Below are 25,932 nucleotides of genomic sequence, written 5' to 3'. Positions count from 1 at the left end.
CCTTTTGGTCTATCCATTGAATTGAAAGACGAGGCAAGCCGCGGAACGAGCCTGCTCGTTCCGCGGACTGCGTGACATGAAATCAGAGGATCTTGACGGCGCTCTCCAGCGTCTTCCAGACGCCCCAGGCCAGCGGAATGCCGACGAACAGCCAGAACAGCGCCGCCTTGCCGTCCAGGCCGCCCTTGCCGATGCCGAACGACCCATGCTGGATCGCCGCGTCGCTCTTGGCGCTTGCCGCCTGCAACTTGGCGACCTCCTCCTCGCTCATGTGCCATTTCGGATCGACCGGCTTGATCAGATAGTTGCAGATCAGGCCCGCGATCAGCATGGCGCACAGGATGTACATCGTCGTGTTGTAGAGCTGGTCGCGCGGCACGCCGGCGGCGAGCTGGAATTCGCGGATGTAGTTCACCACCACCGGACCGATGATGCCGGCCGTCGACCATGCCGTCAGCAGCCGGCCATGGATGGCGCCGACGAACTGGGTGCCGAACATGTCGGCGAGATAAGCCGGCACCGTGGAGAAGCCACCGCCATACATCGACAGGATGATGCCGAAGCCGAGCACGAAGAGGAGCTTCGAGCCCATCGCCGCAAAGGTCGGCGCCAGCGCGTAGAGCGCGATGCCGAGGACGAAGAACGTGTAGTAGGTGTTCTTGCGGCCGATATAGTCCGACAGCGAGGCCCAGAAAAAGCGGCCACCGATGTTGAACAGCGACAGCAGGCCGGCAAAACCCGCGGCAATACCGGCGATGACGGTCTTCTGCTCGACCGAGAGCTGACCGAAAGCCAGCTCAGGATGTCCGATCAGCTTGCCCGCGAAGATCTCCTGGAGCATCGGCGAGGCCATGCCGATCACACCGATGCCGGCCGACACGTTCAAGCAGAGCACCCACCAGATCAGCCAGAACTGCGGCGTCTTGTGCGCATTATCCAGATGCACATTGTGCTCCGAGATCATCGACTTCTTCTCGCTCGGCGGCGTCCAGCCGTCCGGCTGCCAGCCCGGCGGGGTCACGCGATAAGCGAAGGCGCCGATCATCATGAATACGAAATAGATGACGCCCATCGCGACGAACGTCTCCCAGACGCCGACCGAGGTCGGCGTCTTGAAGTAGTTGATCAGCAGGTTGGCGAGTGGCGCACCGATCATCGCACCGCCGCCGAATCCCATGATCGCCATGCCGGTCGCCATGCCGCGGCGGTCGGGAAACCACTTGATCAGCGTCGAGACCGGCGAGATGTAGCCGAGGCCGAGACCGACGCCGCCGATCACGCCGGCACCGAGCCACATGATCCAGAGCTGATGCACGTAGATGCCGAATGCGGCGACGATCAGCCCGCCGCCCCAGCACAGTGCTGCGACCACGCCCGCCTTGCGCGGTCCGGCGCGCTCGAGCCATCCGCCCCAGATCGCAGCGGAAACGCCGAGCAGCACGAAGAACAATGTGAACATCCACCCGAGGCTCGCGACCTTCCAGTCGCAAGTGGTCGTGAACAATTCACCCAGCAGCGAAATGTCGGGACAGGCCTTCGGCGCGTTCAGCCCGATCGCACGCGACAGCGGCAGCCAGAACACCGAGAAGCCGTAGGCCATGCCGATGCAGAGATGAATGCAGAGCGCGGCGGGCGGCACCAGCCAACGGTTGAAGCCGGCGGTCGCAATCGTCCGCTCCCTATCAAGGATACCTGCGCCTGCTGCGGATACAGTTCCGGCGCTGCTCATCGTCATTGTAGCCTCCCCTGCAGCCGCCGCCCTTCGCAGCGCATCTGCCGTCATCGATCCCGCTTCCGCCTCGTTGCGGCACAACCTTGATGTCGTTGTTCCGCACAACTCCCCTCATGCGCCGGGACCACCACGCGCATTTTGGAATTTTAACCCCCGACGCGGCCGGATATGCCTGCGGTCGTGCGGCTGATCTGGAGGGAGGTCGGTCCTATGCCCACCCTCGCGCCGCTTCCCAGGCACGACTCCGTCTCCACACCCCAGTGGAGATTATCAATTCGCGCAGAAGGCGAAATGGGTGTCGATAGGCAAAAGGTAGATATCAAGCCGCGTCTAGCTGATACGCGGCGATGCAGCATTTGACTTGTCTATCGCTCCATTCGTCTTCTCGATCAGGAAGACGATGCGGACGTCGCTTCGTTCAGTGATCTCGACCTTGTCGCCGGTTTCGCGAATGAGGTTCGGGATGTCGATCACCGAAAGCGGATCGGTGCAATGCACCTCGAGAAAGTCTCCGGGTGTCACGCTCTTGAGCGCCTTGCGCGTCTTCAATGCGGGCAGCGGACATTTCAAGCCGGTGAGGTCGAGCTTTGTCGTGGTCATGGCTCGAACATGGCGAAGCGACTGCGCATCGTCAACGCTCACATCAGGTTTGCATAGGACAGGAAGCCGACCATCTGGCCCGGCTCGATGCGCGTCACCTGCTCGCCCAGTTCGACGAGCCCGTCGGTGTCGACCAGTGACGACAACAGCCCGGCGCCTTCGCGCGGAAACTTGATCGCCTCGCGCGCACCGTCATGCGTTTCGCGGAGATTGACGCGGACATATTCGCGCCGCCCGAGCTTCTTCTTGTAGGTGAAGGCCGCGCGCACCGGCAGCGGAACCAGCGGCTCCTGCCGCGCGCCCATCAGCGCCAGCACGGTCGGGCGCACCACGTGAACGAAGGTGACGAAGCTCGCCACCGGATTTCCCGGCAGCCCGATCAACGGCGTGCCCTCGATGATGCCCATCGCGACCGGCCGCCCCGGCTTGATCGCCATCCGCCACAGCACGAGCTTGCCGACCGCCTCGACACCGGCCTTGACGTGATCCTCCTCGCCGGTCGAGACACCGCCGGTGGTGAGGATCAGGTCATGCGCGCCGGCGACGTTGCGCAGCGCCGCCGCAAGTGCCGCGCGTTCATCGCGCAGGATTCCGAGATCGCTGATGTCGCAGCCGAGCCGGCGCAGCATCGCCATCAGCATGAAGCGGTTGGAGTCGAAAAGCTGTGGCGCCGCGCGCTGTTCGCCGGGCGAGACCAGCTCATTGCCGGTGGAGAACACCGCAACGCGCAGCCGCCTGACGACGGCAAGCTCGGTCAGGCCGAGCGCTGCCGCCAGCGCCACATCCTGCGGCCGCAGCCGCTGTCCGGCCTGCAATGCCATATGTCCGAGCGGAATGTCCTCGCCCGCCGGGCGGACATTGGCGCCGGGCTTCAGCCCGGCCGGCAGGATGACCTTGTCGTTCTCGAGGCGGACATCCTCCTGCATGAACACGGTGTCCGCGCCATCAGGCATCGGCGCCCCCGTGAAGATGCGCATCGCCTCGCCCGGTTTCAGCGCGGCCCGCGCCGAGGCGCCGGCTTGCACGCGGCCGGATAATGGAAAGGCTTGTGCATCGGCCTGCGGCAGGTCGCCGCTCGCCACCGCATAACCATCGACCGCAGAGTTCGTGAACGGCGGCAAGGGCACGGGCGCCGCGATGTCGCCGGCAAGCACGCGACCGTCGGCTGCCGCAAGCGTCACCGTCTCGACGTCAGCGACTGCGGTGACGCGCGCAGCGATCAGGCGCACCGCCTCGTCCACCGACATCATCGGTCCGCCAAAGGCAAAGCAATCGTCGGACAGTTGCGCCATTTCGCCTCGTCAGAGTGGAATGAGATGAGGTCGACCTGCAACCGCGGCGAGACTGCGCCCCCTCTCCCGCCTGCGGGGGAGGTGATGCGAACTCGCGGACAGACTGATCCAACCGAAGATCGTCATGTTTTCAGCTCCCGGCCGAAGCCATCGCCAGCACGTCGGCGACGGGAACCGCCGACCGCAGCATCAATTCAGCGACCTCCTCGATGTCGTCGAGATGAGCCACCGGCAGCGTGGTTTCAACCGCGACATCGCTTGCGATCCCGACCACGCTCGCATCGTGGGGAAACAGCAGCGGCTTGCCGTTGGCCGCGCGGTGCACCTCGATCTTGTTGATCGGCTCGCGCTTGAAGCCCTCGACCACGACCAGATCGACCCGCGCCATCTTGGCGAGCAATTCCGGCAGCCGCGGCTCGCTCGCGCCGCGCAGCTCGTGCATCAGCGCCCAGCGCCGTGTCGAGGACACCAGCACCTCGGTGGCGCCGGACTGCCGGTGCACCCAGGAATCCTTGCCGGGGACGTCGACGTCGAACTCGTGATGTGCGTGCTTGATCACGGAGACGCGCAAGCCGCGGCCGAGCAGATACGGGATCACCCGCGACAGCAAGGTGGTCTTGCCGGCGCCGCTCCATCCCGCGAGGCCTATCACTTTCATCTGACTTCGCTCTCCATGATGGAACCCGCTCGCCCCGTCATTGCGAGGAGCTCGCGACAAAATTGCAAAGCAATTTTGCGCTGGAGCGACGAAGCAATCCACGCCTCCACCGGGCGGATAGATGGATTGCTTCGCTGCGCTCGCAATGACGGAGCCGTATTTTACTTGGCTTCCCACATGCTTATATCGGCTGTAGGCCCTTGTCATGCTAGCCTGACCGACATGATGAAGATCGAGAAAGTGCCCGTTCCCCTGATCGTCCCCAATCCGGACGATCCGCGCCTGACCGAGCGCGTCAAGGGTACCGACCAGACCGGAGCTGCGGTCGAGATCAAGGTGCCGGTGGAGCGGCCGCTGACGCTGTACCTCAACGCGCAGGAGATCGTCACCATGATGACGATCGGCGACTATCCGGAATACCTGGCGCTCGGCTATCTCCTGAACCAGAACATGCTCAAATACGACGATGTCGTCACCGAGGTCGAATATCACGACGATCTCCAGGTGGTGGTCGTCCGCACCGAGCACCACACCAATTTCGAGCAGAAGCTGAAGAAGCGCACGCAGACCTCGGGCTGCGCGCAGGGCACCGCATTCGGCGATCTGCTGGAGGCGGTCGAAAGCGTCGTGCTGCCGAAATCCGAGCTGCGCACCTCCTGGCTCTACCAGATGACGCATACGATCAACACCATGCCCTCGCTGTATCTCGAAGCCGGCGCGATCCATGGCTGCGTGCTGTGCAAGGAAGGCACGCCGCTCTGCTACACCGAGGACGTCGGCCGTCACAACGCCGTCGACAAGATCGCCGGCTGGATCTACCGCCACGGGGTCGATCCCGGCGACAAGATCCTCTACACCACAGGAAGGCTGACCTCGGAGATGGTGATCAAGACGGTGCGGATGGGCATTCCGATCCTGGTGTCGCGGTCGGGCTTCACCGCCTGGGGCGTCGAGCTGGCGCGGCAGGTCGGGCTGACGCTGGTCGGCCGCACGCGCGGCAAACGCTTCATCGCATTGTCGGGGCAGGAGCGCCTCGTGTTCGACCAGAACCTCGACTATGTCGAGGAGGAATCGGCGCGGCACAAACGCAAGGGCGAAGCGCGTGACGACTAATATCCCTGGCGTTCTCCTCGCTGGCGGCCTGGCGCGGCGAATGGGCGGCGGTGACAAGCCGATGCGCACGATCGCCGGCCGCACCATCCTCGAGCGCGTGATCGCGCGGCTGGCGCCGCAATGCGGCGGCCTCGTCCTCAACGCCAACGGCGATCCCGCGCGCTTCGCCGCGTTCGGGTTGCCCGTGATTGCCGACACGGTTGCGGATTTCCCCGGCCCGCTCGCCGGCATTCTTGCCGCGCTCGACTGGGTCGCGGCGAACCGGCCTGATGTCTCGCTGGTGCTGAGCGCCGCCGCCGACTGTCCGTTCCTGCCGCGCGACCTGGTGGCGCGGCTTTACCGGGCGCTCGCCGAGCAGGACGCGGAGCTCGCGGTCGCCGCTTCCGGCGGCCAGTCGCATCCGGTGATCGGACTGTGGAGGGTCGCCTTGCGCGACGAACTGCGCCACGCGCTGGTCGTCGACGACGTGAGGAAGATCGACCGCTGGACCGCGGGTTACAAGCTTGCGACCGTCACCTGGCTGACCACCCCGCTCGACCCGTTCTTCAACGCCAACACGATGGACGACATCGCGGAAGCGGAGCGGCTGGCGGCGCTGGATGAGGCGGGTGCGCGGTAGGACCGCGCCTCGGCAATCAGGTCCCGCAGCCGTGCACGAACCTCCTTGGCGACCTCTGGGCGATAGCTGGCGCGCCGCCGCTATCCCGGAGGTCCCAACCCCATAGGGTCAGTCACTCCGTTGACTGACAGGCCGTCCTGACTTGGCAAGCCTTGCTGATCGGTGCTCTTTCGAGGTCTGGTAGCGCGCGCGGAACCGCTTCCGAAGGCGCTGCGGGTCGCCCGCCAGGACTTCTTCCAAGGTTGTGTTCCTGAAACGAAGTCGTCTTAACATGGCATTGCTCCCTGACACAGGCGGGAGCCCAATTGGTCTCTCAGCCACAGGCGCCTGCGATGGGCCCTGCCGGTGATAAACGATAACTTGCGACGGGGTGCTTTGCTTCAACCGGACGATCGCAACCTTTGTCGTGTTCCACCTCCTGTACCCGTTACCGGTTGAGACACCTCTTATCCGATTGATTTACCGCGAAATTTCCAGGAGGTTCCTACAGAAAGCGCCTGAAATGGAGTAAGGTTCCACGCATTCGTCGCAGCGGGAAGTTTCACATATGCCTCGCGCGCCTTCGATCGTGCCGCAGCAAGCGGACCATGATACCTATTTGGTGCTGAACGATTTCGGCAGACTTGGCCGCGCCTGGTGCGAAGCGGATGAAGAAGGCACCGATCGGAAGACTCTGATCCGACGTCTTATGGACGACCAGTATAGCCACCCGGTGCGTATTGTGGCCTTCAACACTGCCGAAGGATGGTCTCGCGATGTAACCAAGGATATTGCCGACGAGCTCCGGCGCTGCATTGCGGAGTACGATGAAGTCCCGCGCTCTGTACAGGAGTTCGTGGAGGCAACCCTCCGGCACTGAGCTCAACACGACGGCCAATGTCCTTCGCAATCGATGTCGCGTCCGAACCACTTGAGCCAACCAAGGGTTATCACGGCAATTAGGCACCGCCCTAAGCCCGATTTGTGGATTGGAACTCGACCTCCAAGGTGTAGGTTGTTCCCCATCACCAGTTTCGGCTCTTGCCCGTAGGCGCTGGTGGCTGAGAGACCGATCGCGCTCCCGCCTGCAAAGGAGAGGAGCGCATGTCCCACCAACGCATCCAACAAACGACCACCTTGGAAGAACGCCTCGAGGAAGAGGCACGGCGCTTTCGGAAGGAAGCCCGAGGCACCCCGCCGGGCGTTGAGCGCGAGCGCCTTATTTATTCGCAGAGCCCGCCAAGCCGAGACCGCTTCTGATCTGGCCAAGTGGCTGAACTCGCGCGGACTGCAAGCACCAAAGTGAGGCTATATGATTATCGACCGATTGTTGCACGGCTTCACGATAGAGACGGAAACGATTAGCCGCATCACAGCGGCTTACGAGCGAGCGTTGCATACGCTCTGCGTCAAGGACCGCGACGACCCCCTCACGGAAATGATCGCGAAGACGATCATCAAGGTCGCGCAAACCGGTATCGAAGACCCCGCAAAGATTTCGGCTCAGGCGATCAAGGAACTGGAAATCCGGTAGCCGCCGATGGCCTCCTTGCTATGCAGGACTTGCCGCCATCCGCTTGGACGACGCTGTGCATTTGGTTGCTTCAAAAAACGAGAAAGGCCCCGACGCGGGGCTGATTGCGTTGAGGCCCATTCCGGATAGCAGTGCCCGGTAAGAACGGCCGCGACTGGGCAGTCGTTCCCTCGGGTTACTCCAATTCCTCAATAACTCTACTGGGACGACATGGTGAAAGTTCTAGCCACAGCAATGTTTACGAGGCGGAAGGACTTCTCATTCAGCGCGGGATTTATTTCCGTAGTTCTCCGGCCGTGAACATAGTTCGCGCGCTTCAACTGTTACCCGGTGGAGCTTGGGAGGACGATCGCCGGATCGCAGAATTCAAGCCGGTGAACTAGAAGACGCGCACTCTAGAACGACTGTCTTTCCCGCAATCAGGAACGACATGCGCGAACCGGCATTGGCGACAATGGACGACAAAAACCTGCAAGCGCACAGTGAACAAGCCCTTGTCGTGATGGCCCTCAGCACCGCAACGCTGATCGCATCCGTCGCCCTTTTAGTAGCTGCATGGTAAGGCCGTCTCAGTTGGCGCCTCGATGCCAGATCAGGCGCTGTTCAATATTTGGACCGCGCTCTCGAGTGGAACGAGCGCGATAGCGCCGATCGCAGCATTCGCTCCCGCGTTCGGGAACCGAAACATTCCGACCCTCGGCGAATTAACGCTTGGAGGCTTCGGGGCTTCGCAAGATGCGAGGCATGTCATGACCCCACTTTCAGCGGGCAACGCCTTCCTCATAGTCGCGATTATGAGCGTCACTTTCCTGACTGAGGTCGCCTTTTTCATCTTGGTCGGGTTGTTCTGAAAGGAACGCGCGCGCTCTGGGCACCGCACAGCCAATGCGAGGATCTACCTCAACGGCGAGGCTTATCCCGGCGCTCAGCCGCTGGAATGATCGAGGGTGACCGCTCTTCCAATTCGCGGAGCCGGCCGATTTGCATTTTTAGTCTCGGCGGGAGTTCCGACTCTGGTTTCAGCGACGCTCGCAGCCTCTCGCCGATCTCTCGAACGATGGCCCGGCTGTGGACGTAGTTGATGTCGATGCGGTTGCGCATAACACAGCCTCCGGTCGGTATGAACAACGCCACCGGCAGGCCGACAGTACGCTCCCCCCGCAACTGATCGGGGCGCAGTTGGCGATTTTGAGTAAGACCGGAGACCGCCGCTTTTGGCTATCTTGCGCGAGCGCTTGTTTTGACAACAGCGGGTCTTTGGTAGCGACCTTTGGCTATCCGCGACATGCGCCGGGTGGTTCACCAGCGAGCGGCGGTCTCATGGCTTCTAAAGTCCTGGCAAGGCTCTTCGTTCCCAATTCTGATCGCGAACGGAATGAGGAACCTATGGAGCGCAGTGCCGAAGCATTGATCATGCAAAGGCCGGGCAGCGATCCCTGCCGGCGATGCCCATGGAACTCACTCGCGCTCGGGAACCAATTCTGAAAGTGTCCGGTTAATTCGTGGGACCGATGGGAGGGACCATCGCCATGAGGATCGAATATCTTGCTGCAATTGCGATCGCGGCCTTCACCGCTGGTGCTGCACTGGCGGTGCATCCCGTCGGCGCGCTTGCGCGGAAGCGCTTGACCCATTTGGCGACCGTCTTCGCCGTGACATTGAATTGCAGCGCGGCTGCGGCCTTCGTCAGGCCGCCCTCGATCACGCTCCGCACCATCGCCTCTCGACCTTTCGGCGTCAGAGGCGCATTCTTGTGGATGTTCATCTGGTCTCCCCGGGGAACACTGAAGCTTCGCAACCTCAGCTTGCTCGGTTCAGACCAGATGGACAACCTCCTGAAAGCTCACACCTAGTGGCAGGTGTCTCCTCGCAAAGCGCGAAGCGCTTTTGCGAAGACGGTGACAAAAAAGTCAGGTCTCGCCGGGGAGAGCACGTATAAGCCGTAAAACCATCGCGCAGGGAAAGCCGGGATTGCTCCGCTTACACCTGTGGTCCTACCTCCCGTGCTTTCCATTTGCACGGGACCCATGGGTGCGATCGGCACCCGGCTTTCCCTGCGCCCTCTGATCAATAGAGGGCGGAACGAGATGCAAAGCTCGGACAGATCGTGTCGCGAGAATGCGAAGCTGTGTCCCCATCCACTTCTGTCGTCGCCCGGCTCGACCGGGCGACCCGGTACGCCGCGGCCTCTCGGTTAAGCTCCGCGTCTCTGGAATACTGGATCACCCGCATGCGCGGGTGATGACACCGCGCTGTTTGACAATCGAATCCGAGCCTAACCCCAACGTTGTCCCGGCTTTTCGCCAGGACGACACCGGACTTGTTGCGCCACCCGCCCTACGCGGCCAGCGCGCGGTGGACTCGGGCCCAGCTATGCCGGTCTGAAGCCCGCTTTTGCCAACGCCGCACGGCTCTTCTCCGACGCCAATGCGTCGAGGAACGCCTGCACCGCGGGCCGTTGCTTGCGCGCCGTCACAAGCGCGAAATCATAATGCTCTTCGGCCAGCGGAATGAAACCGAGCCCGGACGCATGGGCGACCGGCGCGATGGTCATGCCCCAATCGGCGCGATGCTGCGCTACTGCGGCGGCGACCGCATTGTGCGAGCGCGGCTGATTCCAGTAGCCGTCCGGCCTGCTGCCGCCGAGCAGCCGGTCGATCAGGATACGCGTGCCCGCCCCCTGATTGCGGTTGACCATGATGCAGGCGGGATCGGCGAGCGCGGCGCGCACCGCCTCCTGCGCGCTCAAGCCCGCAAAGCGCTTATCGTCCTTGCGGAACACGATGCCCTGCATGCGCCGCCAGCCCGGCACGAGCTCGAGGCTGTCTGCAAGATACGGCGTGTTATAGGTCTCGGTCTTGTCGTCGAACAGATGGATTGGCGCAAGATCGCATTCGCCGCGCTTGGCCGCCGCGAGCCCGCCGAGGCTGCCCACCGCGATCGACCGCACAGTAAGGCCGGCACGCGCCAGCGGCGCGGTGACGAGATCGAGCCCGGTGCAATGGCTGCCGACGATGACGAGATCCGGTACCCGCACATGCGGCGTGAACAACGTCACCTCGGCTTCACTGCCTGCCGGCATCTGGTCGGCGAGCGCGTCGATCTTCAGGAAACCATCGGCCTGCGCAAAGGACGTGATTGCGCCCGAGCCCTTGCCGCTGGGATAGGCGATCAGGCCGTCGGCGCCTTCGACCAGCGACACCATCACGAACTCGGTGCGCCCGAGTTCGGATGCGATCCGCACCGGCACCTTGGCCGTCACCTTGGCATCCGAGCGCGGCGGCAGGCCGGCCATCCGCCGCAGCACCGGCACGATCATGTCGTGGAAGGTGAACATTGCGGAAGTCGGGAAGCCCGGCAGGATGATCACCGGCTTGCCGTCACAGACCGCGAGGCAGAGCGGCTTGCCCGGTTTCAGCGCCACGCCATGTGCGATGATGCCGGGCTTGCCGAGCCGGCCGATGATCCGGTGCGAGACGTCGCCCGCGCCCTTGGATGTGCCGCCCGACAGCACGAGCATGTCGCTTTCCGCCAGCGCCTGGCGCATCGCGGTCTCCAGCCTGGCCTCGTCGTCCGCGATCGCGCCAAGGAAATGCGCCCCGCCGCCGTTCTCGGCAATCGCCGCCGTGACGATCGCGCCGTTGGTGTCATAGATCGCGGCCGGCCGCAGCCTCTCGCCCGGCTGCACCAATTCGTCGCCGGTCGAGAGGATCGCAACGCGCGGACGACGCGCCACCTGAACCTCCGCGATGCCGCAGGCCGCGAGCATGCCAATCTCACGCGAGCCAACGATCGTGCCGGCGCGCAGCAGCGCCTCGCCGCGCGCGATATCGGAGCCGGCATAGGAGACGAATTGTCCGGGCGATGCGGCGCGCCGCACCTCGATCGCGCGATTGCCGGCGGGCTGGGTGTGCTCGACCATCACGATGGCGTCGGCGCCGCGTGGCACCGGGCCGCCGGTCGCGATCGCCGTCGCGGTGCCCGACAGCACCGGCCGCGTCGGCGCCGTGCCGCAGGCGACCGTCTCGTCGTTCAGGGTGAGTTGCACCGGCGCGGCTTCGCCCGCGCCTGCGAGATCGCCGGAGCGCACGGCAAAACCGTCGACATTGGAGCGATCGAACGGCGGCACGTCGATCGGCGCAACCACGTCCTCCGCCAGCGCGCAGCCAAGCGCATCGGCGAGCGGCCGCGCCTCGCTCGGTGCTCCGCGCGGAAACAGCGCGGCCTCGAAGCGCGCGAGTGCGGCCTCACGCGAGAGGATGGTCAGGAACTGGTCCTGATCGACGGACGGACTGGGCTTCAGCGTGGGCGTGCTGGTCATCTCGGGAACTCACTCCCTCACTCCCATAACATATAGGCATCGACGAGCGTGCCCGCAGCAAAACCCTCCGCGGCGCCGGGCACGATCAGCACGGCCCCAGCGCGCGCGAGCGCGTCGAGCGACAGTTCCCCGATCGCGAGCGTCGCCCAGGTACCCTGCTGACGCGCGAGCAGCGCGACCTCGGCAATGCCGACGCTGGACGCAATCTTGCGCGCAAGCGGCAGCGCGAGCATCTCATGCGGATGCCGGCCCGACAGGCGATCAAGCACGGGAACCGCAATCGCCCACCACGCCGCGAAGGCCTGATCGGGCGCGCCCGGCAACGCGACGACCGGCGTCGTACGGATCCGCCCCACCGCCATGGTGCGCCCGGGCTGCAAGGCGATACCGTGCGCGATCACCTCGCCACGACTGGCAAGCGCGGTCACCGTCGCATCGGTACGGCCGACGCCGCTGCCGCCGATCGTGATCAGCAGATCGCAACCATCCGCATCGAGTGCGCTTGCGATCGCTGCCGCATCACGCCCCGCTGCGTCGATGCAGACGACATCGGCGCCGGCGATGCGCGCGGCTTCCGCGATGAACGGTGCGGTCACATGGCCGCCGGGACTATTGACGATGCGAAGCCGCGGCCGCCGCACACACAACCTCTCCAGTCCGGCCGCCCGCGCGAGCAAGAGGTCGCGCGCCAGCACGGGCTGCCCTGCTTCCACCAGCGCTCGCCCCTCGGCGATATCGCCGCCGGCGCGCCGAACTCCCTGCCCCGGGATCGCTTCGGCAAGCACCTGCGCGAGCGGGCCGGAGATGTCGACCGCGTCGGCATCGACCACGCAGTCGGCGCCATCCGGCATGGCTTGGCCGGCCTCGACCCAGACCGGGGGCGTGGCCAGCAGCAAGGGCGCATAGGACGATGCTCCGACCAGATCGTTGGCGCGCATCGCCCAGCCGTCATGGACCGTGACGTCGCGCGGCGGATGCGCGCGCAGCGGCGGCATCTCGGCTGCGATGCAGCGCAAGGCGTCGGCCAGCGGCAGTTCGATCGGCGCCACCGGCGCGACGTCGCGCAACAGGGCAGTGAGCGCCACATCGAGCGGGGTAAGCGAAGCCGGCAGACATTGGGCTGTGACCATGGCCCGCTATGGACTGAATCGACGCCGAAAGAAACCGCCTTGGGCCGGTCTGCCCCCTCGCCATTAGACCGAAGGCGCGTTGACCGGCCTCCAAAATGGTTGCAAAAGAAACCAATATGGCCGGACGGCAAAGCCCCGGCACAAGCAATAACGGGCCAATGCGCCAATCCAGGGAGGGAAACAGGATGATCGCCAGAAGACTATCCATGTTCGGGACGCTCGCAGCCGCGCTGCTGGCCTCCTCGGCCGCGATGGCGCAGATTTCCGATGACGTGGTCAAGATCGGTGTGCTCACCGACATGAACGGCCCGGCCTCGACCCCGACGGGACAAGGCTCCGTCACCGCCGCGCAGATGGCGGTCGACGATTTCGGCGGCAAGGTGCTGGGCAAGCCTGTTACGGTGATCGTCGGCGACCATCAGCTCAAGCCCGACATCGGCGCGACCATCGCCCGGCGCTGGTACGATGTCGACCAGGTCGATCTCATCGTCGACGTGCCGGTGTCGGCGGTCGGGCTCGCGGTGCAGAACATCGCCAACGAGAAGAAGAAGCTGTTCATCGCGCACTCGACCGGCGCGACCGATTTCCACGGCAAGTTCTGCTCGCCCTACGCGATACAATGGGTGTTCGACACCAGGGCCCTCGCGGTCGGCACCGCCAGGGAAGTGGTGAAGCGCGGCGGCGACAGCTGGTTCTTCATCACCGACGACTACGCGTTCGGCCACTCGCTGGAGAAGGACGCTTCCGCCGTGGTGACGAAGAACGGCGGCAAGGTGCTGGGCGCGGTGCGGCCGCCCTTTGCCACCCCCGATCTGTCGTCCTTCATCCTGCAGGCGCAGGCGTCGAAGGCGAAGATCATCGGGATCGCCGGTGGGCCGCCGAACAACACCAACGAGATCAAGACCGCGGGCGAGTTCGGCGTCTTCGCCGGCGGGCAGCAGATGGCGGCGCTGCTGGCCCTGATCACCGACGTCCACTCGATCGGCCTCTCTGCCGCGCAGGGGCTGTTGCTGACCACCTCGTTCTATTGGGACATGGACGAAAAGACCCGCGAATGGTCGAAGCGCTACTTTGCCAAGATGAACCGGATGCCGACGATGTGGCAGGCCGGGGTCTACTCCTCGGTCATGCACTATCTCAACGCCATCAAGGAGAGCGGCACCGACGATCCGCTCAAGGTCGCCGCCAAGATGCGCGAGAAGCCGATCGAGGATTTCTTCGCCCGCAACGGCAAGCTGCGCGAGGACAATCTGATGGTGCACGACCTCTGGCTGGTGCAGGTCAAGACGCCCAAGGAATCGAAATATCCGTGGGACTATTACAAGATCCTGGCGAAGATTTCGGGCGACGACGCGTTCGGCCCGCCGGACCCGGCCTGCCCGCTGATCAAGAAGTGAGCGAATGGGGAGCAGCGGATAGATGTCGCCATTCGCTATTCGCCACTCACCATTCGCCGTCTATTTCACCAGCCCGACCTCGCGGAAATATCTGAGCACGCCGGGGTGGATCAGGTTAATATCAGGCGCGGCGGCGACGGTGTTCGCCGCCGTGGTCTCGCAGGCCTGCGCGAGCTTCTTGCAGAAGGTCGCCTCAACGCCGTGCAGCGTCTTCGCGAGGTGATAGGCGACATCATCGGGCAGGCTCTCGCGCGCGAGGATGTAGCTCCAGGACCCGACCGAGGCGATCGCCTCGGTCTGGTTCGGATAGCTGCCCGCCGGAACCGTCAGCGGCTTCAGGAAGGTGTGCTTGGCACGGATGCGCGCAATCTCGTCCGCACTTGGCGCGATGAAGCGAGCACCGCTCGCGCTCTCGGCCATTTTGGTGAAGCCGGGCCAGCCGATGCCGGCGCCCCACAGCGCGGCGGCGCGGCCGTCCTCCACCATCGCCGGGCCGTCGCCGGCGCGATCGAGATAGATCGACTTGAAGTCCTCGTCCTGCTTCAGCCCGATGCCGTCGAGGATGTAGCGCGACAGGATCGGCAGACCCGAGCCTCTGGCGCCGAAGGCGACGGGCTGACCGACTAGGTCGCGGATCGTTTTGTAGTGGCTGTCGGCGCGGACCACGAACATGCCCGGGCTCGAATACATCGCAGTGAGGATCTTGAGCTTCGTCGCCGGCGGCCGCCCGATTCCCATGAAGGCCTCATAGGACGGCTCGCCCGCAACGGTTGCAATATCGATTGTGCCGGCCTCGAGCAGCGGGATGTTTTCGTTGGAGCCCTTGGTATTTCGCGGCTCGATCGACAGCGTCGGGTCGTCCGCGTTCATCACCTCGGCGAAGGCGTTGCCATAGAGCGGGAAGCCACCGCCCGGCGTCGCGGTGCCGAAATGGATCGTGGTCTTCGACATGGCTTTGCCCCCTTCTTGCGCGCCCGCGCCGCCCGCGAACAGCAACACGGCGACGAAAATCATGACAGCGAATTTCATGTCAGGCCTCAAGCAGCATTCGATGCAGGGCCAACTATCGTCGCACGGCCGATGTCCGTAGGCAAAGGCAGCGTTTTGTGAAACCATGACGGCAACGCTCACAAGAAAATGACGGGAGAAACAATGATCCGGTTTGCGCGTGCCGCCCTGCTTGGTTTGACCTGCTGCCTTGCCTCTGTCGTCCCCTCCTCCGCCTCCGATTATCCGAACCGGCCGGTGCGCTGGCTGATCGGCTTTGCCGCCGGCGGCCCGGTGGACATCGTCGCGCGCATCATGGGCCAGTGGCTGTCGGATCATTTCGGCCAGCAATTCGTGGTCGAGAACCGCGCCGGCTCCGGCGGCAATATCGCAGCGGCGGCGGCGATCAACTCGCCGGCGGACGGCTACACGCTCTTGTTCGTCGCGCCCAACAACGCGATCTCGACCTCGCTCTACAAAAAGCTGCCCTACGACTTCCTGCGCGACACCACGCCGGTCGCGAGCATCATGCAGCTCACCAACATGCTGGTGGTCACCAACGCGCTGCCGGCGAAGACCGTCCAGGAGTTGATCGATTACTGCAAGGCCAATCCGGGCAAGCTCGCCTATGCCTCGTCCGGAAACGGCACCTCGGTGCACATGTCGGCCGAGCTATTCAAGGCGATGACCAAGTGCGACATGCAGCACGTGCCCTATCGCGGATCCGCGATCGCGTTTCCCGACATCATCTCCAACAAGGTGCAGCTGATCTTCGACAATTTGCCGTCGGCGCTGGAACAGTCGCGCGGCGGCAGCGTCCGCGCGCTCGGCGTCACTTCGCCGCAGCGCTGGCCCGGCGTGCCCGACGTGCCGGCGATCGCCGAGACGGTGCCGGGCTTCGAGGCGGTCGGCTTCTACGGCATTTCCGCGCCGAAAGGCACACCGCCGGAGATCGTCGATGTCATCAACAAGGCTGTGGGCGAAGCCTTGAAGGACCCGAAGCTCGTGGCGCGCCTCGCCGAGGCCGGCGGCATTCCGAAGCCGATGACCCCGGCCGAATTCGGCAAGCTGGTGGCCGACGAGACGGACAAATGGCGCAAGGTGGTGGAGTTCGCCGGCGTCTCGGTGGATTGAACCACGGTCTTTCGAGAAGAGAGCGGATTGCATCCGGTCGATCATCAGTCGGCCAGCACTCCGCGCTCCCGCGACATGATGTGTCCGAGCTTTGCATCGTCATTGTCCCTCGCTGCAAGGCAGAGGGCGCAGGGAAGACCGGGTGCCGATTGCACCCATGGGCCCTGTGCAACTAAAAAGCACAGGGGTAGGACCACAGGTGAAACCGGAAACAACCCGGCCTTCCCTGCGCGATGGTTTTACGGCTTACTTCGTGCTCTCCCCGGCGAGACTTGGCTTTTTTGTCACCGTCTTCGCAAAGACACGTTCCGCGTGCTTAGCGAGGAGACACCTGCCACTGGGGCGTCGGAACCACACGACTTCACCGTCCGCTTCATGCGCACTCGTCAGTTGCGCACTCCGCGTCCACCGCATCTCACCGCAACACTCGTGACGATCGCGACGCGCCCTCAATCGGGTGAGACGGGCGGATTCAAACCACTGATTTGCCCGTCGAGACTGGGCAAGAATGGCAACTAAGGGGCTGGGGCGGCTCGGAAAGCACTGACGACGAGCGACAGCGAGATTTTGGCGCGGAAGGGCCGCAAAGCAAGCCGAATGGCGCGCAGAGTGGCCGCAAGGAGGTTTGCGCCGGCAATGCGCGTCTTTTCTGCAAGGTACGCGACGAAGCGGTCGAAGCCGAGAATGCTGAGCACGCGGGTGAAGTTGTAGCAAAGCGCCATCAGGCTCCATTCGCCGCGGACCTTGTCGAAGCCGCGCACGAGAAAGTGCTGATAGCCGGCGCGGCATTTGAGTGTTCCGAAAGGGTGCTCGACGATGGCGGAACGGCGGCGCATCAATGTGGCAGCCTCGGCGCTTTGCATCCTCATGCGGTGACGTTCGAGAACGTCCTCGTGTTCCCAGCGCGCGATGCTCCGGTAAGGCGCCTTCGGGGCAAGACACCGCGCGCTCAGGGGACATGCTGCGCAGGCCGCCTTGCGCGCCAGGTAGCGGATCTCGATGCGGCCGCTCGTGTTCGTCCAGCGCCCTTCCGTCGGGCGCAGCAGCTCGCCGGCCGGGCAACGGTAGGCATCGGCGTTCGCATCGTAACTGAAGTCCTTGCGGCTGAGGCGGCCTTCCTTGAGCTTGCCATTGCCCTCGTGCAGCGGCACATAGGCAACAATGCCGTCATCCTCGCAGGCCTTCAGGTCCTCGCTGGTGGAATAGCCGGCATCGGCCGCCACCTGCAGAGTCTCGACGTCGAGGGCCTCTTTTGCCGCCTTTGCCATCTCATGAAGATGGCCCGCGTCGTTGCGGTTGACGACCTCGCTGGCAACGATGAGCGTGTGCTTGTCGTCAACGACGCTCTGCACGTTGTAACCCGCAATGGTCTGGTCGCCCTTGCTCAGAAGCCTTGCGTCGGGATCGGTCTTCGAGAGTTGCCCCTTGTCGCTTGTCTCCAGGTTCTTGAGGTCGGCTTGCGCGCGCTCGCGCCGGGCCATCAGCTCCTTCACCTTCTCGCCGACATCGCCGCTGCCCTTGCTGCCATCTCCCGGACCGGCACATCGCTTGGCTTCCTCGGCATCGTTGGCTTCAAGGGCCTTGCCATAAGCCTCGATCTCCTTGTCCAACGCGGCGATCTGTTTGGCCAGCTTCCCTTGCGTGAAGATGCTGCCCTTGCTGGCGTTACCATGGAATAGCGCCCCGTCGATCGCAACGAAGGTCCCACCGATCAGGCCGAGGTCGCGCAGGAGCAGCACGAAACTGCGGTTCGCGGCCTTGAGCGCCGCCCAGTTCTCCTTGCGGAAGTTGGCGATCGTCCGATAGCCCGGCTTCATGTTCTTCAACAGCCAGATCAGCTCCAGATTGCGGCAGGCCTCCCGCTCCAACCGCCGCGACGACCTGATCTGGTTGATGTAGCCGTAAAGGTAGAGCTTCAGCAGATCGGCCGGATCGTAGGGCGGCTGCCCCACTTCGTCCGCGGCACGATCCGCATGGCGGAAGCCGAGCTTTGAAAGGTCGAGCGCGCCAACGAAACTGTCGATCGCCCGCACCGGATTCTGCTGTCCGACATAGTCCTCAATCCGGGGAGGAAGAAGACTGGGTTGCTCCCGGCTGTCGCCGGCCTTGAACGTCCGATTCGCCATGCGCCGAATCGTACATCAACTCCAAAAAATGCCGAGTTCTTGCCCAGCCTCGACGAGGGAAGCGGAATATTTTCCGTCCAGGGACTGGACAGCCCAAATCGGCTTGAGATCATTTAGGAATTTCGATTTCTTGCGCATGGGTTTAAAGCCCGAAATTGAGGCTTCGACAATCAGGACGGGGTGGAAGCGGTGCAGTTGGCCGATACCTCAACGGCGGGCGGAGCGGCATTGCCGGAACGCCAGTCACCCTGTAAACGGAGCCCGCACCGTTGCCGGTCGCCCCGCGCGGCCTGCAGGCGGCGGGGCCTGTAGCTCAATGGTTAGAGCCGGCCGCTCATAACGGTCTGGTTGCAGGTTCGAGTCCTGCCGGGCCCACCAATGAAATCAACTCCTTATTGGATCTTGTTTGGCCGAAGCGGGATAACCGCACCAGAAACCGCACCAGATACGTGCGCATTTCGTTCGCTGTGCTCATGCATGGCGATCTTCTCGACGGCGTCGGAGAGATAATCTGGGTGATGATGACCGTAGGTGTTCAGCAGGACGTCAAGTGACATTCCGAGATAGCCAGCTGCCTGCCACGGATCTGCGCCCCTCTGCATCAGCCAAGTCGCCGCCGTGTGTCGCAAGGTATGAGGAGATATTCCGGGACCAAGCCCCGCAAGCTTGACGGCGCTCTTGAATGCGGTTTTGACCGAGGCCACCGGCCTGCCGTTGAACTCAACGAAGTGCCTTGCGTCTGGATCAATGCGGTGCCAACGCCGCAAGTGGGTGAGCAAGCGCGAGGGGATCGGGACCGTCGGTTGCCGCTTGTTGGTTTTCGCGCTGCCCTGCTTCTGACGGTAGTAGCGTCCGCGCTCCAGGTCGACATAAGAACGACCGACCGCTGGGATTGGTGATGCCGCGGCTATGGCTCCAGCCCGCGTCCCGCTGTAGATGCCCAAGAGTATGAAGCGAGCAAGATGTCGCAGCGGACGCTTGCGCGTCGGGGCCTTCACATCCTCCATCGGTCGGCGCGAATTCTTTTGCCGTTCGCGATAGCGCCAGCAAGTCCAAATCAGCTTGGCCGCGTCGCTGCGTGTCAACCACTTGTCGCGCGGCTCACCCTTCTCCGGCAACGAGACCTTGACGATTTCCCTGTGGTATCCTTCGGCTGCATGGTGACCAACAGCGGCACGCAGATCCTCAAGATCTCGGCGCGCGCCGCCCTTTCTGCGGCATTTCTTGTATGAGCGGCATGCCTCTCCGTTTACTTCGCCAAGCATTTTTGCGCCCCACCACTCGTTCAATCGCTCGATGCGCTTCTTGAACTTGCGGATAGCGGGAATGGAATCTTCGTTTTCGCCATCGACGTTAAAGCGATCGCGAAGCTTTTCAAGCTGCGCATCTAAGTAAATCGACAGAACATCCGCGACCGGAATATCGTCGATGTGCCGTATTCGTCGCTCCGGCGTGTACTTAGACGCTAAGTATTCCTCTAATTTCCTTTCCGCAGCCGCAATCTCATCTGCAGCGCAGCCTGTGCCGACATCCCGGCCGTTGTCTCTGATAATCCAGGTCGCTTGGTGGGTGATCTTTCCGCTTTTGTCTCGGCGGGCGGCCTTGAGCTGGAGCCTGGCGCCCTTGCTTCGTCGCGGCATAGCTCTCGCATCCGTTCAATGTGAGCCAGAGTGGTAAATTCCTTGCCGGCAATCTTCTCAACTAGCAGTCGGTTACGATCGCGCTCACGTCGCAGGCCGGCGACCGTCATTCCGCCCATAGGGAATGCGATCTTCACGGCATCAGCAAGGCGAAGCGGGGTATCTGGCGTAATTTCCGATTGCGTTCGATCTCTCATCGACGCCTGCGCGGTTCTTCAGCGGCAAAGCCGCACTTGTTGAATTATGGTCCTCCCAATCCTGCGAAGGAAGCCGACGTTCCCCATTATCGCACAGTGCCGTGTAACCTCGTACAATTGGCCAGATAGCTTCAAGACCACCGTCCGGGGAGTTGGCGCTTGGACACCCGAGCGGGTAGCCACGGCTTCGCGCGCTTCGGTGACACGACTGAGAAACGTTTTGTACGTTTCGGACGTTGCCATCGAGATTTCCCCATACATTTCGAAGTTACCGTCGTCGACCCTGATCGATGATTGCGCAAGATAAGCAATCTGCTGCGGCACGATCGAACATCGACACCGGTCGTGTCGTGCGTCTTGAGGACGCCCGCCGCTAATTTATGCCGCGAACGCGTCGATCCCTTATCAAATTGTCCGATTTGCACCTCGCAGCCGCCAATTGCCGCACTAGCCGAGGGAAAGGCTTCCCGAAACGCAGAATTCACATACACCTTGAACTAACGGCGGAGCCGAAGGGCTCGCTAATCCATGAGCACCCTGTCCAAGCATGCCGAAGCATAAAGTCGACAAGCTCGCCCGCGCAAAAGCGCGGCCCAATCCCGCCCAATGGGACGAGGACGAAGTGATGACGCTTGTGGAGGCTGTTGCCGTGTTCTTTCCAGACGGACCGTTGACGTTATCGTCCTTGCGCAAGGCCACGGCTGTAGGGACTCTTGAAATCGCCAAAGTAGCAGGGAAGGATCTGACGACCCCTCGTGCCATCCGCAAAATGGTCAAACCATCATGCCGGGCCGCAAAGCCAAACCGCCGCGACTCTGGCTGCGAGAAGACGAAGGATGCTGGGTCATCCTCGATCAATCGGGCGGAAAGCGACGGCAGATCCGCACAGGCTGCTGCCGCGATGACACTGATGGAGCAGCGCAAGCGCTGGAAAAATACATCGGCTCGCGCCACACGTTCGCAATTGGGGCGACCGACCCTCGTATCCTCTCGATAGCGGATATCCTGACCTTTTATGAGACGTTGAAACGACCCCGGTCGCAGGACTCCCGGAAACTCGCAGACCATGAGCTATTGCTCATTCGCTTGCTCGATCTGAACGCATTTTTCGGTGCGAAGAAGATCTCAGAGCTTAAGGCGCAGCTCTGCCGGGACTTTGTCGACTGGTCGACCGGCGCTCCGAACCAGAACAATAGAGCGGCCGGTATTACACCGCGCGCCGGAACTGTCTCGGATCAAACGGCGCGGCGGCGGCTAGAAGATCTGCGTGCCGCGATTAACGCCTACCATGCCGAGCACACGCTTAGCATCGTGCCAAAGGTTACGTTGCCGCCAAAGGCAGACGGCCGGCAGCGTTGGCTAACGCGAAACGAGGCCGCTCGTCTATTCGGTGCAGCGATGGGCTACGTTTGGGATGTCGCGCGTGGTCACTGGAAGAGCACTCTGAACGGGCGCCTGATCCGCCGTGAGCGCTGGATCATCAATCGGCGTCGGCCGGCAGCACGCTTTATTCTCATCGGGCTGTACAGCGCCAGGCGAGAGGAGACGATCCGCCGGACACAATGGATGGCGACCACTACGCATCCATGGTTGAACCTCAATGCCATGATCTATCAGGGTCGAGGCAGCGACGAACAAGCCACCAAGAAGCGGCGTCCTCCAACAAAAATTGCCAATCGACTACGACCACATTTGGTGCGCTGGCGTTCTATCGACGCGCGGCGTTCGGCCAAACTGCGCGCGGCGGGGCTGATGAAGGATGGCGAGGAAATCCGCTTCGTCGTCAACCGCATGCATGACGGCCAGCCTCTCGCTGGAAAGATCCGCTCCGCCTGGGAGGGAATCCTTGAGGATGCAGGGCTTGGCGATGAAGTCGTGCGGCACTCGCTCCGACATACCGCGGCTACGTGGCAAATGCAGGCAGGTACCGATCTGTGGGAAGCCGCTGGATGGCTTGGTATGACCGTCGAGCAGCTCGAGCAAAACTACGGCCATCATCATCCGGACTTCCAAGAGGAAGCGGCAGAGGCTTTCGGGGGACGCCGCTAGCTCAACATTCGAGCTTCGACCTCAAGCGTCGACGCGCGCGTCGCGGGCCTCCCGCCACCGAATGCCGATTATCACGACTAAGAGTTCCCGGACGTCGCCCCCACACCTCAAGGGGCGAGGACCGCCACCCTGATGATACTGCCAGCACCAGAAAGAATGGCATCAAATGGCCGCGCAACGGTGTAAGATGACCCAATTCGTTGCGCATTTCGTTGCGCCATCAGACCGGCGAAACTATAAGCCATTGAAAGAATGGTCGGAGTGGCAGGATTCGAACCTGCGACCCCTGCGTCCCGAACGCAGTGCTCTACCGGGCTGAGCCACACTCCGACTAAGAGGCCCGGCTTATAGCGTTGGGTTTCAGGGACTGCAAGGTACCCGATTGAGGATTTAGTCACGGTGGATACAGGCCTGAAAACGCTCGTTTTGCCCGCCGGCTCCGCCGCCACCGCGACGGCTGCGGGGGTCTTGGCCGAGGGCGGCCTGGTGGCCTTCCCGACCGAGACCGTCTACGGCCTTGGCGCCGATGCCGGCAACGCGGCCGCGATCGCATGCCTTTACCAGGCCAAGGGCCGGCCGGCCTTCAATCCGCTGATCGCCCACGTCGCCGATCTCGCTGCCGCCCGGCGGATCGCCCTGTTCGACGGGCAGGCCTTGCGGCTTGCGGAAGCCTTCTGGCCCGGCCCGCTGACTCTGGTGCTGCCGAAGGCCCTGTCCTGCCCGGTGGCGGAGCTGGCTACCGCCGGCCTCGAAACTGTCGCGATCCGTGTCCCGGCCCACAAGGTGGCGCGCGAGATCATCAAGACCTTCGGCGGCGCCGTGGTGGCCCCCTCGGCCAACCTCTCCGGCCATGTCTCGCCGACCACGGCCGAGCATGTGAACGCCGACCTCGCCGGCCGCATCGACCTGATCGTCGATGGCGGGCCGGTCGAGGTCGGCGTTGAATCGACCATCGTCGGCTGCTTCTCGGATCCGGTGCTGCTGCGGCCCGGCGGCCTGCCCCGCGCCGAGATCGAGCGCGTGCTCGGCCATCCCCTGCAATCGCCGCCGCCGAGCGCGGAGGGCGACGACGGCCAGCCGGTGGCGCCCGGCATGCTTGCCTCGCACTACGCGCCGCGCACGCCGGTCCGGCTCAATGCCAGCGACGTCCATGTCGGCGAAGCACTGCTCGCGTTCGGGTCCGCCAAGATCGCGCGGGCCGGATTCGCCTCCGTGGTGATGAACCTGTCCGAGCGCGGCGATCTCGCCGAGGCCGCCGCCAATCTTTTCGGCTACCTTCGCGCGCTCGACACAAAAAACGCCGATGCAATCGCGGTGATGCCGATTCCGGACGACGGCCTCGGCGAAGCCATCAACGACCGGCTGCGCCGCGCGGCCGTCGGCCGGGCATGATCCGAACAAGGAACCGCTTTTCGGACAGACCCCGCTCAGCCAAGGAGATCAGCGCGTGATGCGGTTGCCGCAATGGCATCATGCTCGACATCGGGAGTGAAAGACCAAGAACAATGAATATCGTCCAGCCTGCCATGCCCCCGCTTCCGCCCGACCTGATCCAGAAATTCCGCGCCATCGTCGGCGAGAAATATGCGGTGACCGATGCCGCCGATATCGCGCCCTACCTGACCGAGGAGCGCAACCTGTTCCAGGGCCGCTCGCCGCTGGTGCTGCGCCCGGGCTCGACCGCCGAGGTCTCCGCAATCTGCAAGCTCGCGACCGAGCACCGGATCGCGCTGGTGCCGCAGGGCGGCAACACCGGCCTGGTCGGCGGCCAGACGCCGCACAATGGCGAAGTGGTCGTCTCGATGCGGCGCATGGACAAGATCCGCGACATCGACACTGAATCCAACACCATGACCTGCGAGGCCGGCGTGGTGCTGCAAGTCGCGCAGCAGAAGGCCGGCGAGGTCGACCGGCTGTTTCCGCTCTCGCTCGGCGCCGAAGGCAGTTGCACGATCGGCGGCAACCTCTCGACCAATGCCGGCGGCACCGCGGCGCTGGCCTACGGCGTCGCGCGCGAGATGTCGCTCGGCCTCGAGGTCGTGCTGGCGGACGGCCGCGTGCTGAACGCGCTGTCCAAGCTGAAGAAGGACAACACCGGCTACGACCTGCGCAACCTCTTCATCGGCGCCGAAGGCACGCTCGGCATCATTACCGCGGCGACGCTGAAGCTGTTTCCGAGGCCGCGTGCAGTCGAGACCGCCTATGTTGGCTTGAAGTCGCCGGAAGCCGCATTGAAGCTGCTGTCGATCTCGCGCAACGAGGCGGCGGGCGCTCTGACCAGCTTCGAACTACTCGGCGACATCGCGGTCGATTTTTCGATCCGCCACGGCATCGACATCCGCGATCCCTTGACGAGCAAGCATCCCTGGTACGTGCTGATGGAGCTGTCGTCCTCGCGTGACGACGCCCGCGACACGCTGGAAGCGATCCTCACCAAAGGCATGGAAGACGGCATCGTCGACGACGCCGTCATCGCCGCGAATTTGAGCCAGCGCCAGGCCTTCTGGAAACTGCGCGACGAGATGTCGGCGGCGCAGAAGCCCGAGGGCGGCTCGATCAAGCACGACATCTCGGTGCCGGTCGCCGCCGTCCCCGCCTTCATCGAAGAGGCCAACGCCGCCGTGGTGAAGCTGATCCCGGGGTCGCGGCCGGTGCCGTTCGGCCATCTCGGCGACGGCAACATCCACTACAATGTCAGCCAGCCGATCGGCGGCAATGCCGCCGACTTCCTGGCGCGTTGGCACGACGTCAATGCCGTGGTGTTCGAGATCGTGTTGCGCATGGGCGGCTCGATCTCGGCCGAGCACGGCATCGGCGTGCTCAAGCGCGATGAACTCCCGGACGTGAAGGACAAGGTCGCGATCGAACTGATGCGTTCCATCAAGACGATGCTCGATCCGTTCGGCATCATGAACCCCGGCAAAGTGCTGTGACTGCATCTGCGACCATGCCCTCTCCCGCCCTTTCCATTGCTCCGATCACCGATCACGACGTCGCCGACGTCGTTGCGCTGTGGCAGGCTTGCGGCCTGACGCGGCCGTGGAACGATCCCACAGCCGACATCACATTGGCGCGGCGCGGACCGAATTCGGCCGTGCTGGTCGGCCGCGACGGCGGCGCGATCGCGGCGACCGCGATGGTCGGCCATGACGGTCATCGCGGCTGGGTCTATTACGTGGCGGTCGATCCCGGCCGGCAGGGCAAGGGCCTTGGCCGGACCATCATGGCGGCGGCGGAGGACTGGCTGCGTGAGGCCGGCGTGCCGAAGCTGCAACTGCTGGTCCGGCGCGAGAACACCAAGGCGAGCGGCTTCTACCAATCGATCGGCTACGAGGAATCCACATCGATGATGCTGGCCAAATGGCTCGACGGCCGCGAAGCGACGACGTGAGAGCCCCGTACTGATAATGAGATCGGCTCCTGT

The 25,932-nt window shown here is 63.5% G+C and carries 22 protein-coding genes and 2 tRNA genes; 12 read left to right on the top strand and 12 right to left on the bottom strand.

The genetic code is table 11. The annotated features are described in order from the left end of the window. Positions 1-82 precede the first annotated feature (82 nt). From MTX19_RS09200 to mobB, 4 genes are all read right to left on the bottom strand, one after another. Entirely contained in the window at positions 83-1,729 is a 1,647-nt protein-coding gene (locus tag MTX19_RS09200) for an OFA family MFS transporter (protein WP_280984739.1), read from the bottom strand. 333 nt (positions 1,730-2,062) lie between these two features. Then, complete coding sequence (locus MTX19_RS09195) at positions 2,063-2,332, bottom strand: sulfurtransferase TusA family protein (protein ID WP_280983338.1); 270 nt, start codon at positions 2,330-2,332, stop codon at positions 2,063-2,065. A 38-nt stretch (positions 2,333-2,370) separates the two neighbouring features. Next, positions 2,371-3,624 (bottom strand): gephyrin-like molybdotransferase Glp, encoded by a 1,254-nt coding sequence (gene glp / locus MTX19_RS09190; protein ID WP_280983337.1) that lies wholly within the window; start codon positions 3,622-3,624, stop codon positions 2,371-2,373. Positions 3,625-3,754: 130 nt separating this feature from the next. Then, positions 3,755-4,282, bottom strand: coding sequence for a molybdopterin-guanine dinucleotide biosynthesis protein B (mobB, locus tag MTX19_RS09185; RefSeq protein ID WP_280983336.1), 528 nt, complete (start codon positions 4,280-4,282; stop codon positions 3,755-3,757). 222 nt (positions 4,283-4,504) lie between these two features. On the opposite strand from mobB, the gene MTX19_RS09180 reads away from it, so the two are divergent. The 5 genes from MTX19_RS09180 (at position 4,505) to MTX19_RS09155 (ending at position 8,089) form a co-directional block, all read left to right on the top strand. Continuing rightward, positions 4,505-5,395, top strand: a complete 891-nt coding sequence (locus MTX19_RS09180; protein WP_280983335.1) for a formate dehydrogenase accessory sulfurtransferase FdhD — start codon at positions 4,505-4,507, stop codon at positions 5,393-5,395. Then, positions 5,340-6,014, top strand: a complete 675-nt coding sequence (gene mobA, locus MTX19_RS09175) for a molybdenum cofactor guanylyltransferase MobA (RefSeq protein WP_280983334.1) — start codon at positions 5,340-5,342, stop codon at positions 6,012-6,014. Before MTX19_RS09180 ends, mobA begins: the two co-directional genes overlap by 56 nt. 547 nt (positions 6,015-6,561) lie before the next feature. Further along, positions 6,562-6,873: a hypothetical protein gene (locus MTX19_RS09170; protein ID WP_280976156.1), complete on the top strand. Its 312-nt coding sequence runs from the start codon at positions 6,562-6,564 to the stop codon at positions 6,871-6,873. A 432-nt stretch (positions 6,874-7,305) separates the two neighbouring features. Further along, positions 7,306-7,527: a hypothetical protein gene (locus MTX19_RS09160; protein ID WP_280983333.1), complete on the top strand. Its 222-nt coding sequence runs from the start codon at positions 7,306-7,308 to the stop codon at positions 7,525-7,527. 430 nt (positions 7,528-7,957) lie between these two features. After that, complete coding sequence (locus MTX19_RS09155) at positions 7,958-8,089, top strand: hypothetical protein (protein WP_280983332.1); 132 nt, start codon at positions 7,958-7,960, stop codon at positions 8,087-8,089. A 338-nt stretch (positions 8,090-8,427) separates the two neighbouring features. On the opposite strand, the gene MTX19_RS09150 is transcribed toward MTX19_RS09155, so the two are convergent. The 4 genes from MTX19_RS09150 to MTX19_RS09135 form a co-directional block, all read right to left on the bottom strand. Next, complete coding sequence (locus MTX19_RS09150; protein WP_280983330.1) at positions 8,428-8,628, bottom strand: hypothetical protein; 201 nt, start codon at positions 8,626-8,628, stop codon at positions 8,428-8,430. Between the two features lie 394 nt (positions 8,629-9,022). Beyond that, on the bottom strand, positions 9,023-9,292 hold the full coding sequence (locus MTX19_RS09145) for a leucine zipper domain-containing protein (protein WP_280983329.1): 270 nt from the start codon (positions 9,290-9,292) through the stop codon (positions 9,023-9,025). Between the two features lie 606 nt (positions 9,293-9,898). Continuing rightward, on the bottom strand, positions 9,899-11,848 hold the full coding sequence (locus MTX19_RS09140; protein ID WP_280983328.1) for a molybdopterin biosynthesis protein: 1,950 nt from the start codon (positions 11,846-11,848) through the stop codon (positions 9,899-9,901). A 17-nt stretch (positions 11,849-11,865) separates the two neighbouring features. Beyond that, positions 11,866-12,978: a molybdopterin-binding protein gene (locus MTX19_RS09135; RefSeq protein WP_280983327.1), complete on the bottom strand. Its 1,113-nt coding sequence runs from the start codon at positions 12,976-12,978 to the stop codon at positions 11,866-11,868. A gap of 206 nt (positions 12,979-13,184) precedes the next feature. Here MTX19_RS09135 and MTX19_RS09130 point away from each other — a divergent pair, with 206 nt between their 5' ends. Beyond that, positions 13,185-14,375, top strand: a complete 1,191-nt coding sequence (locus tag MTX19_RS09130) for an ABC transporter substrate-binding protein (RefSeq protein ID WP_280983326.1) — start codon at positions 13,185-13,187, stop codon at positions 14,373-14,375. Positions 14,376-14,435: 60 nt separating this feature from the next. Here the strand turns inward: MTX19_RS09130 and MTX19_RS09125 are convergent, their stop codons facing one another. Further along, positions 14,436-15,404, bottom strand: a complete 969-nt coding sequence (locus MTX19_RS09125) for a TAXI family TRAP transporter solute-binding subunit (protein ID WP_280983325.1) — start codon at positions 15,402-15,404, stop codon at positions 14,436-14,438. A 123-nt stretch (positions 15,405-15,527) separates the two neighbouring features. On the opposite strand from MTX19_RS09125, the gene MTX19_RS09120 reads away from it, so the two are divergent. Next, positions 15,528-16,496: a tripartite tricarboxylate transporter substrate binding protein gene (locus MTX19_RS09120; protein WP_280983324.1), complete on the top strand. Its 969-nt coding sequence runs from the start codon at positions 15,528-15,530 to the stop codon at positions 16,494-16,496. 515 nt (positions 16,497-17,011) lie between these two features. On the opposite strand, the gene MTX19_RS09115 is transcribed toward MTX19_RS09120, so the two are convergent. After that, a complete protein-coding gene (locus MTX19_RS09115; protein WP_280978673.1) occupies positions 17,012-18,622 on the bottom strand; it encodes an IS1182 family transposase in 1,611 nt (536 codons plus the stop codon). A gap of 302 nt (positions 18,623-18,924) precedes the next feature. Here MTX19_RS09115 and MTX19_RS09110 point away from each other — a divergent pair. Beyond that, positions 18,925-19,000: transfer RNA gene (locus MTX19_RS09110), tRNA-Ile, on the top strand. 14 nt (positions 19,001-19,014) lie between these two features. Here MTX19_RS09110 and MTX19_RS09105 read toward each other — a convergent pair. Further along, on the bottom strand, positions 19,015-20,262 hold the full coding sequence (locus MTX19_RS09105) for a site-specific integrase (protein WP_280976145.1): 1,248 nt from the start codon (positions 20,260-20,262) through the stop codon (positions 19,015-19,017). Positions 20,263-21,242: 980 nt separating this feature from the next. On the opposite strand from MTX19_RS09105, the gene MTX19_RS09100 reads away from it, so the two are divergent. Continuing rightward, positions 21,243-22,508, top strand: a complete 1,266-nt coding sequence (locus tag MTX19_RS09100; protein WP_280976143.1) for a hypothetical protein — start codon at positions 21,243-21,245, stop codon at positions 22,506-22,508. 253 nt (positions 22,509-22,761) lie between these two features. Here the strand turns inward: MTX19_RS09100 and MTX19_RS09095 are convergent. Then, positions 22,762-22,838, bottom strand: a tRNA-Pro gene (locus MTX19_RS09095). Positions 22,839-22,907: 69 nt separating this feature from the next. On the opposite strand from MTX19_RS09095, the gene MTX19_RS09090 reads away from it, so the two are divergent. The 3 genes from MTX19_RS09090 to MTX19_RS09080 all read left to right on the top strand — a co-directional run bounded on the left by MTX19_RS09090 (position 22,908) and on the right by MTX19_RS09080 (position 25,899). Beyond that, positions 22,908-23,900 carry an L-threonylcarbamoyladenylate synthase gene (locus MTX19_RS09090; RefSeq protein ID WP_280985934.1) on the top strand — a complete coding sequence of 331 codons (993 nt, stop codon included), beginning with the start codon at positions 22,908-22,910 and terminating at the stop codon, positions 23,898-23,900. Between the two features lie 113 nt (positions 23,901-24,013). Next, positions 24,014-25,441: an FAD-binding oxidoreductase gene (locus MTX19_RS09085; protein ID WP_280983322.1), complete on the top strand. Its 1,428-nt coding sequence runs from the start codon at positions 24,014-24,016 to the stop codon at positions 25,439-25,441. 14 nt (positions 25,442-25,455) lie between these two features. Then, a complete protein-coding gene (locus MTX19_RS09080) occupies positions 25,456-25,899 on the top strand; it encodes a GNAT family acetyltransferase (protein ID WP_280983321.1) in 444 nt (147 codons plus the stop codon). Positions 25,900-25,932 lie beyond the last annotated feature (33 nt).

The sequence above is a fragment of the Bradyrhizobium sp. ISRA464 genome (assembly GCF_029910095.1).
In the GTDB taxonomy this organism is placed as follows: domain Bacteria; phylum Pseudomonadota; class Alphaproteobacteria; order Rhizobiales; family Xanthobacteraceae; genus Bradyrhizobium.
This window is presented reverse-complemented; position numbering and strand designations above follow the sequence as displayed.

Coding starts and splice junctions, on each gene's coding strand:
- MTX19_RS09100 (WP_280976143.1), top strand. CDS start 21,243: ATGCCGGGCCGCAAAGCCAAACCGCCGCGACTCTGGCTGCGAGAAGAC.
- MTX19_RS09145 (WP_280983329.1), bottom strand. CDS start 9,292: ATGAACATCCACAAGAATGCGCCTCTGACGCCGAAAGGTCGAGAGGCG.
- MTX19_RS09120 (WP_280983324.1), top strand. CDS start 15,528: ATGATCCGGTTTGCGCGTGCCGCCCTGCTTGGTTTGACCTGCTGCCTT.
- MTX19_RS09155 (WP_280983332.1), top strand. CDS start 7,958: ATGCGCGAACCGGCATTGGCGACAATGGACGACAAAAACCTGCAAGCG.
- MTX19_RS09170 (WP_280976156.1), top strand. CDS start 6,562: ATGCCTCGCGCGCCTTCGATCGTGCCGCAGCAAGCGGACCATGATACC.
- MTX19_RS09200 (WP_280984739.1), bottom strand. CDS start 1,729: ATGAGCAGCGCCGGAACTGTATCCGCAGCAGGCGCAGGTATCCTTGAT.
- MTX19_RS09125 (WP_280983325.1), bottom strand. CDS start 15,404: ATGAAATTCGCTGTCATGATTTTCGTCGCCGTGTTGCTGTTCGCGGGC.
- MTX19_RS09085 (WP_280983322.1), top strand. CDS start 24,014: ATGAATATCGTCCAGCCTGCCATGCCCCCGCTTCCGCCCGACCTGATC.
- MTX19_RS09135 (WP_280983327.1), bottom strand. CDS start 12,978: ATGGTCACAGCCCAATGTCTGCCGGCTTCGCTTACCCCGCTCGATGTG.
- glp (WP_280983337.1), bottom strand. CDS start 3,624: ATGGCGCAACTGTCCGACGATTGCTTTGCCTTTGGCGGACCGATGATG.
- MTX19_RS09180 (WP_280983335.1), top strand. CDS start 4,505: ATGATGAAGATCGAGAAAGTGCCCGTTCCCCTGATCGTCCCCAATCCG.
- MTX19_RS09105 (WP_280976145.1), bottom strand. CDS start 20,262: ATGCCGCGACGAAGCAAGGGCGCCAGGCTCCAGCTCAAGGCCGCCCGC.
- MTX19_RS09080 (WP_280983321.1), top strand. CDS start 25,456: ATGCCCTCTCCCGCCCTTTCCATTGCTCCGATCACCGATCACGACGTC.
- MTX19_RS09160 (WP_280983333.1), top strand. CDS start 7,306: ATGATTATCGACCGATTGTTGCACGGCTTCACGATAGAGACGGAAACG.
- MTX19_RS09130 (WP_280983326.1), top strand. CDS start 13,185: ATGTTCGGGACGCTCGCAGCCGCGCTGCTGGCCTCCTCGGCCGCGATG.
- mobA (WP_280983334.1), top strand. CDS start 5,340: ATGTCGAGGAGGAATCGGCGCGGCACAAACGCAAGGGCGAAGCGCGTG.
- MTX19_RS09115 (WP_280978673.1), bottom strand. CDS start 18,622: ATGGCGAATCGGACGTTCAAGGCCGGCGACAGCCGGGAGCAACCCAGT.
- MTX19_RS09195 (WP_280983338.1), bottom strand. CDS start 2,332: ATGACCACGACAAAGCTCGACCTCACCGGCTTGAAATGTCCGCTGCCC.
- MTX19_RS09140 (WP_280983328.1), bottom strand. CDS start 11,848: ATGACCAGCACGCCCACGCTGAAGCCCAGTCCGTCCGTCGATCAGGAC.
- mobB (WP_280983336.1), bottom strand. CDS start 4,282: ATGAAAGTGATAGGCCTCGCGGGATGGAGCGGCGCCGGCAAGACCACC.
- MTX19_RS09150 (WP_280983330.1), bottom strand. CDS start 8,628: ATGCGCAACCGCATCGACATCAACTACGTCCACAGCCGGGCCATCGTT.